The sequence below is a fragment of the Thalassoglobus sp. JC818 genome (assembly GCF_040717535.1).
Lineage (GTDB): Bacteria > Planctomycetota > Planctomycetia > Planctomycetales > Planctomycetaceae > Thalassoglobus.
Genome location: NZ_JBFEFI010000001.1, coordinates 740,327 through 752,139, shown reverse-complemented (window position 1 = coordinate 752,139; position 11,813 = coordinate 740,327). Strand labels below are relative to the sequence as shown.

Genomic DNA, 11,813 nt, shown 5'->3' with positions numbered 1-11,813 from the left:
ATGAATTGCCGTTTACCCCGTGCCGAGTTTTTGGTCGTACGCGTCGAGGTCCTTCATGAATACGGCGAGAGAAGACTGCATTGTCTCACGCTGAATTTTCCATTCTGGAGAATCTTCTGTATGTTTTGAACAGTGATCGATGAACAGCCGGTAGAGATACTTGAACAGATGACGCGGTGCGCGAAGTCGATCAAAGACGGTGATCAACTCCTGCTCGCTGATTGAGTCATCAAAGAGATCACTGATGCTGGGCCGGTTCTCGGCCAGTTTTGCACAGGCTCGAAGTCGATCATTCGCGACGTCGTACAAACCTTGTCCAGTCCAGTTGAGGGACGGAATCAAGTTTTGCTTGTCGAGTCGAGAACGTTCATAGAACTCTTTTTCCTGTCGGTTCAAGAATCCTGAGAGTGCCGCGGGGAGAAGCAGTTTGAAGGCGATGCCTGGATGCTTCAGGAACTTGTTATCAAAGAGCGGCCAAATAAGATCGCGCATTCGCTCTGGGGAGCCGTTGACCAGGTGTGGCTCATCGACTCGGTCGACGAGGACTACGATGCTTTGGAATCCGAGATCGGTGAGAACTGACTGCAACTTATGCAGCAATTCATAGCGATCGTCTCCGCGCGCACGAGTCGGGAGTGGTTGGCCACTGATCTGAGATCGATCGAAGCGGGCCAAGATTCGTCGCAGGTCAGTCCGACTCTGATCGGAAATCCGAACCTGGCTTGCTGCGCGTGTGGCTGTCCAGAAGTTTCGAATGAAGTTCCAGATGGCTGGCAGCCAAGCGGCAATGATGATCGCCAGCGTCCAGCCGGAGAACAACTGACTCCACGGAGTTTCGGAAACCTGAAACACCCCACCAATGATGGCGAGGGTGACAATCGCTCCGAGCCCGATGTCCCAGTAAGACTTCCAGGTCGTCACTTTCAATTTCCGACGCAATTGATTCCAGCGGCGGACAGCTGACTCATCTCGGTTCTGGTCGTAGAACGTTGCGAGCAGGAGAATGTCGCGGCGTTGATTTGGCTTCAAATCGTCGATTTTGGCAGGGTCGACCGATTGAGAAGGGTCTTTCGCGTCGACGCCGCCGTTGCGAATGATGTCCGCCAGTCGGGTTGTCGCGAGAGTGAGAATCGCATCCATGTGATCCCACAGCTTCCAGTTCTGGAGAGCCTTCTCAGCTTTGCGTCGCCGACCGTGCAGACGTTCACGGAAGCTGTCGAGGAATGGATTGAAGTTGTCGTAGTGGATTGTGAACGCGCGTTCTTCAGGATGAGTTTCGTTGAACTCACGCAGACGTCCGGCAATTTGAAGCCGCAATGCGGTTTTTCCGCTCCCCTGCTCTCCGAAGACGACCGACGTCGATGGGGCTCTGGGATCGCCATAGATTTTGTCCCAACCGGAATGGTATGTCCCGGTCAGACAGTGCTCGATGAAGACTCTGTCTGATGAAGCGTCTTCTTGGGCATAAGGATTTTCGGTGATCCCATAATGATCCAGAAACTGATGGACTTTCATCGGAGTCTCACACCTTTCCATGGGTGTCGGCGGTTTTGCCAGTGAAATTGCAACTTGCGACCCAGCGCAGCCACGAAGTTGCTATCTGATCGGTTCACGACATCACGCGACCAATCACGAACTGTTGATGAAATTCCGAGATCACGGAATTTCAGTCGAGAGGAATGAAAACGGTCTGTCGGTATCCTCGTCTCAGTCGTTTAATACATACGGGAACGGTCCGCAACTGCTGCGAAAACTTTCCCTCGGGTTTCTCAATAGCTTACGACCGATCATGACTTTGGAATCAGCCAGTGCTGATGTGTGTCGCAGCAACGATCTGACACAAATCTCCATGAAAAGATCATCTGCGATCTTGTCGACAGCGTTGTAAGCCTCTGAAGTGATACGTGATAAATCAATTCAATTCGAGAAATCAGTCGCTTGAGCCAGTCGATTTTTCGCTCGATTCGCGGACCTGAGTCAATTGTGTTCTCAGGGAGTCGACAGCAGCTGTGTGGTCGGGATCAGTCGCAAGATTTGTGAATTCGCCGGGATCGGATTCGTGGTCATACAATTCCTCTCCCGAATTGCCCCAACGGTTGAATCTCCAGGGTCCAGCTCGCAATGACTCTCCGCGTTGATAGGTGACGGTGTAAGCATGAGCATCTGCGTCCATCACATTGCCTGGCGATTCCAGAATCGGGACGAGGCTTTGTCCCTGAAGGATTTGAGGAGACTTCTTCTTGAGTCCACACAAATCGGCGATCGTGGGATACAGATCAATCAACTCAACAATCTCGCTGTTCGTCTGACCGGCTGTTTCTGTGTGGTCAGGTGAAGAGATCAGCAGTGGGACTCGAGTGCTGTCCTCAAATAGACTCAGCTTCTGCCAGCAGTGGTGCTCTCCGAGATTGTATCCATGGTCCGACGTGAAGATCACGACGGTGTCGTCTCGGAGATTGAGTCGATCGAGAGTTTCGAGGAGTCGTCCGACCTGTTCGTCCATGAACGTAACACTTGCGTAGTAGCTTGCGATGGCTATTTTCTGTTGTTCCTCGTTCATTCCGTATCGACCGAAGTTTTCCATCCCGGCAGCAGCGGAAGGGACGTCGTCCAGATCGTTCTCAGGGACGTTCGGCAACTCCACTGAGTCGACGGGGTACTTGTCAAAGATTCGTTTCGGCGCAATCAGCGGAACGTGCGGGCGGACAAATCCAACTGCGAGAAAAAACGGCTGCTCTGGTCGAAGAAAACGCGAGTCGGTTCGGCCTCGTGCTCGGTTTTCGAGAATCGCGATCGCTTGCGAAGCAGCGAGATAGTCGGTCTGAGTGGTCGCTGCTTCATCGGGTGTGATGATCCGGGCGAAGTTTGAACCGTAGTGTTTTCGAATCGGACTCAACAATTCGAGTTCACCGAGACTCGCTGTCTCGGGGGCCATGATGTCGAAAGCTCGATCCCATGAAAGAGGATCGTCACCACCGCGGTCGCCGGCTTCAATGCCGCCTGGAACTCCCATGTGATAGATCTTTGAGACCCGCAACGAAACGTATCCGTTTGTCTTCAGAAACTCACCGATGCTGGGGTGATGAGCCAGGTCGGCGTTCGTTTCGTGAAAAGCTCCCAACGTTGTCTTGTTGCCAAGCATCTTCGTTAGATTCGGGTAGAGCCCGCTCATCATCGACGCGCGAGAAGGACCGCAGACCGGGTACTGGCAATAGGCACGTTCGAAGAGAATTCCTTCTTTCGCGAGGCGATCGAGATTTGGAGTTTGGCAGGTGCTGTTTTGATAACAACCAAGGCATGCTTGGAGATCGTCGCTGACAATCAGAAGAACGTTGGGAGATCGCTCGGACTGCTGTGCGTCGCTCGATTGAGCGAAACAAGCAAACGCTGCGAAAAGGACAACTGCACGAGATATCATTGCAAACTCCAGCGAAGGCATTTTCTCAGGTGGGATTGTGCGTACACGTACGGTGAAAAGTGACAGTCGCTCTGTCAATCCGGTCGAGCACGACCGCCAAAGAATCCGGAGTGAAGAGCAAGATGACTTGGCATCGGCTGATCAGTAGGAGTGCAAGGATATGGGCGAATCTCTCCTTGATGTCTGCTTGTTGAAGGTCGCTAATTTCGTGATCAACAGGGCTGTCGTGGTTGGCCGAGTGTTGTATTTTGTCGGCCCTTTCACTGAAATCAGGCGGATCGGAGAGGGAGAACACTCTGCAGCCTAACTCAGTCGCAACTGGATCACTGGAGTCACATGTCAGAAACGTTGAAGGGGCCGGAACTCGATCAACCGGAGCGGGCGAGAAAGCTTTCATCACATCCCAAGAGGTTGGGATTATGGATCGGGATCGGGTTGGTCCTGGGGATCTTGTGTGGTGTGTTTTTCGGAGAACTTTGTGCGCCGCTGCAAGTGGTTGGTAACTCTTACGTCAACCTGTTGCAGATGACCGTTCTCCCGTACCTGGTCACAGCACTGATCTCGAAGTTGGGGCGATTGAATATTGCTCAAGCGAAACGGATCGGATGGGCTGCTGCTATTATTCTGCTGTTGTTCTGGGGAGCGAGTATCGTTCTGGTCGCAACGGTGTCTGCATTTCTACCCCCGCTGAAAGGTGGCGCCTTCTTTCATTCGAGTGACTTGGCTGATGTGGCTGGCGGTTTCAACTTTCTCAATCAATTGATTCCCGGCAACGTTTTCAATTCTCTGGCAAACGAGTTCGTCCCAGCTGTGGTGGTCTTTTGTCTCTTTTTTGGAGCAGCGATGATGGCAGTTCCGAACCGAGAGCCGGTCCTAAATCTTCTTGATTCGTGTTCTGAAGCGCTTTCGAAAATCAACGCGTTTCTGATTCGGCTGGCTCCGGTCGGTCTCTTTACGCTGACAGCCGCAGCGGCAGGCACTTTGCGGGTCGAGGAGATTTCGCGACTGCAGGCTTATCTCTTGATGGTGTCGATCGCGTGCGGTGTGGCTGCCCTTCTCTTTCTACCGCTGCTTGTGACCTGCACGACCAAGATTGGATTTCGTGAGCTTTTGCGATCTGCCCAAGAACCGTTGTTGACTGCGCTGGCGACTGGAAAGCTTTTCGTGGTTCTCCCGTTGATTGCTGAAAGCTGCGAGAGTCTGTTGCAAGGGAAGTCAGATTCTGATTCGCTCGATGAAAGACTGACGCCGAGCGTGGTTGTGCCTCTTGCATACCCCTTTCCGCACATCGGCAAAGTGCTTTCGTTTTTGTTTATCCCGTTTGCAGCATGGTACGCCGGACGTGATCTCTCGTGGGGGCAGACTCTTTCGATGGCATCCACTGGGACGATTTCAAGCTTTGCCAGTCCGCTGGTCACGATCCCATTCTTGCTCGACATGTATCGATTGCCGCAGGACCTGATGACGTTGTTTATCCTTCCTGGGTTTTTGACAACGAGGATGGCAGACGCTGTGGGGGTGATGCACCTGATGGCGCTCACGCTGATCGTCAATGCGGTCGTTCACGACCAACTTCGCATCCGGTGGAGACGTCTGATGATCTCGGGAGCAGTGGTCTCGCTGACACTGTTGTTGTTTTGCGGGATCATGTCTCGATACCTCGCTTCGGTGAAATTCAGCGATCAACTCGATTCACGATTCTTGTCGCTTTCACTGCCTGCACCTGTGACAGACTACGAAGTTTTTCGGAATCGATCACAGATTCCGAAACGGCAAACGACTGGATCAACGGCACTCGAGCGAATTCAAGAAGAAAAGATCTTGCGAGTTGGGTATCTCCAGGATCACCTGCCCTACTCGTTCTTCAATTCAGAAGGAAATTTGGTCGGCTACGACGTTGAACTGATCCATCAATTCGCGAAGCAAATGGATCTTCGAATTGAGTTTGTTCCGTTCTCGGAATCGACGATCGAAGAACAACTCGCTTCGCATGAAGTGGACGTCGCGATCGGCGGATTGATCATGAAACCGGCTCGCCTGCTCAGAGTTGGGTTCACAGAGCCATATCAAACCGCGACGGTTTCCGTTGTTCTGAAGGATCACCGTCGTGATGAATGGGTTTCTTGGGAAGATGCTGTTGACTACCGGGAACTTCGCTTGGGAGTGGTTTCACCGGATCTTGTGGTACCGGCTCAGCAGTTCATACCGAACGCCGAAATCGTCACTGTCGATTCATTGCAGGACTTTTTCGATGGGCGACATGAAGATATCGATGGTCTGATGATTGCCGCAGAACAGGGAGCTGCCTGGACCGTTCTGCATCCGGAATACACAACGGTGATTCCTCGACCGGCAATTCAGCGACCGGTCGGTCTTGTTGTCCAGCAGGATGATATGGATTGGATGATCACATTGAATCGCTGGCTCGACATCGAAAGGTTAGACGGAACACTCGACCGACTGGAGCGGTACTGGATCGAAGGCGGCGGTGCGAAAGACCGAACACCTCGCTGGTGCATTCTCCGGGATGTGTTGCACTGGATCGACTGACCGTCTCTCGATGAATGAGCGCTGATGCAAAAAAACATGCTGGACCAAGTAATGATCCAGCATGTGAAATTTCACCGGAGCGAGGCTGATTCCAGACCGAATTAGTCAGTGCTGAAGGAATGGCCTCTAGCGATTCACGAAGCTGCGTTCCTAAAGGCCTTCTTCGACCCACCGCCAGGCAGCGTCGATGTCACTGACGTCGAAGTACTGGATCTTGGCCATCGTGAATGGTTTGCAGACGCTCGCCATCCATTTTTCCCAAGAATCTTCTCCGACGAGTGCGATTCGCTCAATCTTGGTGCAGTGCGTGGTAGCGAATTTAATGTCATCCCAAAGTGCGTGGGCGTCCCAACCTTTGAAATCGTGAAACTGGACCAGAACTCGCGTCTTTCCATTTTCAGCGATCGCATTGTCCACAGCTGGAACGAAGGTTTTGTAGTCCTCGTCGTGAAGCTTTCCCGAAAGCTTGAATGCAATGACTTTGCCATTGCCCTCTTCGATCATTTCAATCATCTGTCGCTCCGTAGGCCAAAGAGAAAGAGTTACCTGTTCTGTTGTCACAGATCGTTTATCGCATGCATCAGCAGTCTCTCAGTCCACCTACAAGCCTCACTTCATTCATGAGAGGCTGCCACTTTCACTGTGACTCAGTTGAGTCAACGAGGGGACCGACACTCCATTGCGACTGCACAGATTGACTTCTGAACTTCTGAAAAACGCAATCGCGAAAACTGAAGAAGCGATTCACGTCACAGAAAGCAAAGTCTCTGATTCTTTCCGTCTGATTGAATCATCGCCAGATCATTGTTGAGCATCAAGAGACCAACATCAGAAATGACAAAAATGCCTTTGCATCAACGTGAATCGCTCCCTCAAATTCCCCCAAGCAAGATCAGCTTTTGAAGTCACTCAGGGGAAATGAGTTGGTTTGGGAATTGGCTCAGTTTCCGCCAGCGTGCTTGATTCGGATTCGTCGGTATTCAATCTGCCCACGATCACCTTCGAGACCAACCGGTCCTGTCGCTGGGAGCTCGAAGGCTTCTTCGAGGACTTCACCGTTGCAAGTGCAGCGTGCGACGTTCCCCTTCACTTCCACGACGAGTTCGTTCCAGTCCTGAGGGCGGTACTTCTGAAGAGAGTTGTATGGTCCCGCCAACAAGTAATCGCGACACTGCAGCTGTGGCTGTCGAATGAAAACTCCACTGTCAGCGTTGGGAGTTGCACGAAACTCAAGCTTGAGAGTGAAGTCATTTGGAAACGACTTATGACTCCACAGCTGTTGAATTCGGCGTCCTTCCATTGGCGTTGTCACAATTAATCGGCCGTCTTTGGCGACGTAACGACCATCTGAACTCTCGGTCAGTCCATCGAAGCTGACAGCTTCTGCGACTTCCGGACGGTGTGGAGCGTTTGGATTCCGCTTTCGGTTGGGGTTCGCAGGAGGAGTCGGCAGAAATCCCCAACCTGTCAAATCTTGTCCATTGAAGAGTGACTCGAAACCCGCTTCCAATTCGAAATCGTCCTCAGGAACGTCCAGAAGCCCATTCGTTTCCAGCAGAGGAATCAATGCCATGCGCCACTTTTCGTAACCCAGTTCGTTCGGATGCAGAAGATCGGGAAACTCTTCCACTTTCGCGTCCCCTTCGGAGTTCGCGAACAGAGTCCAGGTGTCGAGAACGGTGACGTGTTCAAAGTTGCGGGCTGCCTCGCGGATGAGCTGATTCAATTCCTGAATCTTGTTGGAAGGTCGTTTCTTTGTTTCGGAACTCGGAAAGACGAGCGAAATGATGATCGGCATTTCGCTTTGATGAGCGTGAATCGCTTCGAGAATGAGCTGGATGTTACTAGCGACGGTTTTCGGGTCTGCCCCTTCCTCCAGATCGTTCGTTCCCATCAGCATGACGACGCCTGTCGGATTGAGGGAAAGAACATCTTCCTCAAGCCGAATCAGCATTCCCCGTGTCGTGTCTCCTGAGATCCCCCGATTGGCGACTTTCATCTCACCAAAACTCTTGTGCAGTTTGTCCCCCCAGCCTTGAGTGATCGAATCGCCGAGGAAAACGACGGCGTTTTGATCTTCTGCTTGTGTTTTCGCCCACTGGCCTCGCCGACTCTTCCAGAGGTTGCGGAACCAGTCATATCGACGAATCGGCCCCGCACCGGGAAGTCCTTCGTCAGTTTCAGGAAGTTCAACAGAAACCGCCTCTGCGGTTCGTTGAAAAGCATGAAGCTGGTCATTACCGAAACTGATCACCACGGCGATCAGTACAAGAAGCGTTCGAGAAAAATTCATGTGAGCGTGCATGCTTTCTGGATAGCGGAAAGAGATGGTTGTGAAACTTCCGCTTGAATGATCTGAAATCAGTTCTTTCCGATCAACTCTGTACCGTTGCTGTTTTGACAGGCGGCGAATGCTACTGCGTGTGGGGCGTATCGAAAAAAAAGCCAGTTTGAGGTGACCTCAAACTGGCTTTGGATTCAGCAGGCAAATTAGGCGTTCTCAGATTTTCCGTTTTCTTGATAAACGTGAACGTCGCGTTGTGGATACGGGATGGAGATTCCAGCTTGATCGAATCGCTCTTTGACTGCGGTTGTCAGGTCCCAATAAACGGTCCAGTAGTCACCGGTTTTCGTCCAGGGGCGAACAATGAAGTTCAGCGACGAGTCAGCCAGTTCGTTCAGCTTGACGACTGGTGCTGGATCTTTCAGGACGAGTTCGTGTTCGTTGACGAGTTCTTCCAGAATGGTCTTCGCCTGATGAATGTCATCGTCGTAGCCAATTCCGAAGACCATATCGACTCGGCGAGTTTGACTCGCGGTTGCATTGGTGATTGTCCCGCCCCAGATTTCATTGTTGGGGACAATCATGAGTTTGTTGTCGAAGGTTCGGATGTGAGTTGAGAAGAGCGAGACCGAATCGACAATTCCCGAGATGCCAGCTGCTTCAATGACGTCGCCTGTGTCGAATGGGCGATAGCCGAGAATCAGCAAGCCACTCGCGAAGTTGCTCAACGTTCCCTGCAAAGCGAGACCAACCACGAAACCAGCCGCACCGACTGCTGCGAGGAGCGGTGCAATGTTCACTTCCAAGGCGGCCAGACTGATCATCAGGCCGACGATCATTAACAGCTGCTTGACGAACTTCCCGATGAAATTGACCAGCAGCTGAGACGTTCCTTTGACACGCGAAACGGCTGAGCGAACCAAATTCGAAATGATTGTTGCCCCGAAGTAGAAGCAAATAAGAATCGCCAGAAACTTGATGATGTTCCACATCCAGCGTTTTCCGCCCTGGTCGGAAACCAACCACGATCGAATCATTGCCATCGTTGTCGCAGTGTCTGTCACATCGACAGCGACGCCGGACTGGGCTGCCACGTATTGTCGGAAAGTTTCAACGTCGCCTCCTTTGAGTTCCAGTTCATCGAGGACGACATTCAGTCGATCGACAAGGTGAGTCTTTTCGTCCTGAAGTTTTGCGAGGCTTTCACCTGTTTGAGGCGCAGCACCGTCTTCGTCTGCTTCAGGTGCGTTGTCTGCATTCGCATCTGCTTCGGCGGTTGGCTCTGCAGTCCCTGCTTCTGCTTGTGCAGCCTCTTCTTCTTTCTTGTTGATGATATTGATTCGAAGCTTGGCGATTTCCGAGACCTGGTCTTTAAGAAAATCTCTCCAACCTTCTGCTTCGACGACCAACTCGTCTTGTGTCAGCGGCTTAACGAGCAGTTCGAGGCTTTCAATCGAAATGTCCGGATCAGCAGTTGTCGTCGGCTTTGGGCTCTCTTCGTCGGAACTCGTAGCAGTCGCTGGTGGATCTGAATCTGCTTCCTGAGCGTGGATGCTCGCGGGAGGCAAGAATAACATTCCAAGAAGCAAAAAAGTTGCAAAACCGAAACGCGAAAGCTCCTGACTGTCGAATCGTCCATGAACGATTTTTGATAACATCTAATTCCTCGAAATAAGAGTCAAAATGAACGGTTGATGCCCCACGATGTTCGAGACAGCGTGTGTAGCGAGGCAATTGATCAAGGACTTGCAACCGTCGCTGGTGCAAGCTCATCAACGTGTCCAACTGCGCGGCTGCCGGCCATCGATGAATCGATTCCGGCAGTACTCAGTGGACCACGGGTTCTCAGTATGGATGATAAAGACTAGAGCTGGCTATAAGGGATTTCGAACGTATTACCCGCGTTCATATCACCACTCTTCAGGCCCTGCACGAACCATCTTGTCCGCTGTTCGGACGTTCCGTGAGTAAACGATTCAGGAACGACACGCCCTTGAGCTTGCTTTTGAAGACGATCATCTCCGATCGCAGTGGCTGCGGTGAGAGCCTCTTCGATGTCACCGGGTTCCAGAATCTGCCAGTTCTGTTGAGCGTGATGAGCCCAAACTCCCGCGAAGTAATCTGCCTGCAGTTCCAGACGGACTGACAGTTCATTTGCTTCGACTTTGCTCGATCTTTGCTGGAGGCTGGAGACCTGTTCGCTGATCCCTAGAAGTTTTTGCACATGATGCCCGACTTCATGTGCAATGACGTAGGCCTGAGCGAAGTCTCCCGGAGCGCCCAGTTTGTTCTTCATGTCTTCGTAGAAGCTTAAGTCGATGTAAACTTTTTCGTCGAGCGGGCAATAAAACGGACCGGTTGCCGATCCTTGATACCCACACGCTGATGCAACTTCACCTGTGAAGATGACGAGTGTTGGAGCTCGGTACGAGGCACCATCCTGGCGGAATAAATCGTCCCAGACTTCTTCAGTGTCTGCCAACACCACGGACACGAATTGTGCGAGTCTGTCTTCTTCCGGATCGGTTTCCACCGGTCCCTGTTGAGGTTGCTGCTGTTGCGCCTGTTGCATCTGATTCATGATTGGTCGCGGATCGCCACCAGCGCACATGATGATCAGAATCAGGACAAGTCCCAGCATTCCGCCACCTGCAACAACTGGTCCACGCATTGAGCGTCGGTCTTCAACGTTCTCACTACCGCGACGGCCTTCCCAACGCATTCTCTCGCTCCACTTCACAAATTTGAATAAAGACGGGTTGCCGATTTGTCGTCATGGATCTTCGACAACCCGTCATGAAATCATCGAGCGAATTGCTCTTTTCTCAGGTCTCTCCTGCAGGCATGCAAACCGCCATCGGTTGCGTCTGCATGCTGAAAGTCAGGAGAGGAATTTGCTACAGATGGATTAGCCTGCGAGGGCGTGCAATTTTTCCATCAAAGCATCAATTTGTGGCTGAACATGTTCCTGATACAGTTCGTTGTCTTTGACCTTTTCGACGAGAGTCTTGAGGTGGGCGATGCCCGACTCGAAGACGCCTTTCAAGGCAGTTTTAGCTTCTTCCGGCATTTCTGCGAGTTTTGGGCCCCAGCCTTCGACGGTTTCTGTCATTTCGGCGAATTTCGCTTTCGCGTTCTCAGCGGATGCTTCGTCAGTGATGCTGGAGAGTGATTCGCCTGCGTTCTTGAAGAAGTCTTTGATGTTGGTCAGCATTTCGCTGCCACCTTCGACCTCTTTCAGCTTTTCGCTCGCCTGATCCCAGGCTGCCGCGAATTTCTCGCCCATTGCGTCTTTCATGTTTTGAGCGGCTTCGCCCATTTGGGAAGCTGCATCTGAAGCAGATTCTCCGAGTTCACTGGCGCTTTCTTTGACGGAGTTTCCAGCGTCCTCCATCTGCTTTTGATCACAGCCCGAGATGAACAAAGTTCCGACAGCCAAAAGTGCAAGACAATTGGATGCGTTGCAAACGCGTTTTGCGAACGTAGAAAGTGAGATCATTTCTTCAGTTCCTGGTTAATGACAATGAAATGTCAGTGAAGCACAGTTGGGGAAATTCCCTG

The 11,813-nt window shown here is 51.8% G+C and carries 9 protein-coding genes; 2 read left to right on the top strand and 7 right to left on the bottom strand.

Annotation, left to right across the window (positions count from 1 at the left end):
* Positions 1-12: 12 nt before the first annotated feature.
* Both AB1L42_RS02625 and AB1L42_RS02620 read right to left on the bottom strand, forming a co-directional pair.
* Complete coding sequence (locus AB1L42_RS02625) at positions 13-1,515, bottom strand: hypothetical protein (protein WP_367050873.1); 1,503 nt, start codon at positions 1,513-1,515, stop codon at positions 13-15.
* 415 nt (positions 1,516-1,930) lie between these two features.
* Positions 1,931-3,418: a sulfatase gene (locus AB1L42_RS02620; RefSeq protein WP_367050871.1), complete on the bottom strand. Its 1,488-nt coding sequence runs from the start codon at positions 3,416-3,418 to the stop codon at positions 1,931-1,933.
* A 160-nt stretch (positions 3,419-3,578) separates the two neighbouring features.
* Between AB1L42_RS02620 and AB1L42_RS02615 the strand changes: the two genes are divergently transcribed.
* Together AB1L42_RS02615 and AB1L42_RS02610 are read left to right on the top strand one after the other, a co-directional pair.
* Entirely contained in the window at positions 3,579-3,725 is a 147-nt protein-coding gene (locus AB1L42_RS02615; RefSeq protein ID WP_367050868.1) for a hypothetical protein, read from the top strand.
* A 29-nt stretch (positions 3,726-3,754) separates the two neighbouring features.
* Positions 3,755-5,968: a cation:dicarboxylase symporter family transporter gene (locus tag AB1L42_RS02610; RefSeq protein WP_367050866.1), complete on the top strand. Its 2,214-nt coding sequence runs from the start codon at positions 3,755-3,757 to the stop codon at positions 5,966-5,968.
* 150 nt (positions 5,969-6,118) lie between these two features.
* Here AB1L42_RS02610 and AB1L42_RS02605 read toward each other — a convergent pair whose 3' ends face one another.
* From AB1L42_RS02605 to AB1L42_RS02585, 5 genes are all read right to left on the bottom strand, one after another.
* A complete protein-coding gene (locus AB1L42_RS02605; protein ID WP_367050864.1) occupies positions 6,119-6,481 on the bottom strand; it encodes an STAS/SEC14 domain-containing protein in 363 nt (120 codons plus the stop codon).
* A 427-nt stretch (positions 6,482-6,908) separates the two neighbouring features.
* Positions 6,909-8,261, bottom strand: coding sequence for a GDSL-type esterase/lipase family protein (locus tag AB1L42_RS02600; RefSeq protein WP_367050862.1), 1,353 nt, complete (start codon positions 8,259-8,261; stop codon positions 6,909-6,911).
* Between the two features lie 197 nt (positions 8,262-8,458).
* The gene (locus AB1L42_RS02595) at positions 8,459-9,910 is read right to left on the bottom strand and encodes a mechanosensitive ion channel domain-containing protein (RefSeq protein WP_367050860.1); all 1,452 of its coding nucleotides are present in this window, start codon (positions 9,908-9,910) and stop codon (positions 8,459-8,461) included.
* A gap of 206 nt (positions 9,911-10,116) precedes the next feature.
* Positions 10,117-10,974 carry a neutral zinc metallopeptidase gene (locus tag AB1L42_RS02590; RefSeq protein WP_367050858.1) on the bottom strand — a complete coding sequence of 286 codons (858 nt, stop codon included), beginning with the start codon at positions 10,972-10,974 and terminating at the stop codon, positions 10,117-10,119.
* Between the two features lie 186 nt (positions 10,975-11,160).
* Entirely contained in the window at positions 11,161-11,751 is a 591-nt protein-coding gene (locus AB1L42_RS02585) for a hypothetical protein (RefSeq protein ID WP_367050856.1), read from the bottom strand.
* Positions 11,752-11,813: the final 62 nt, after the last annotated feature.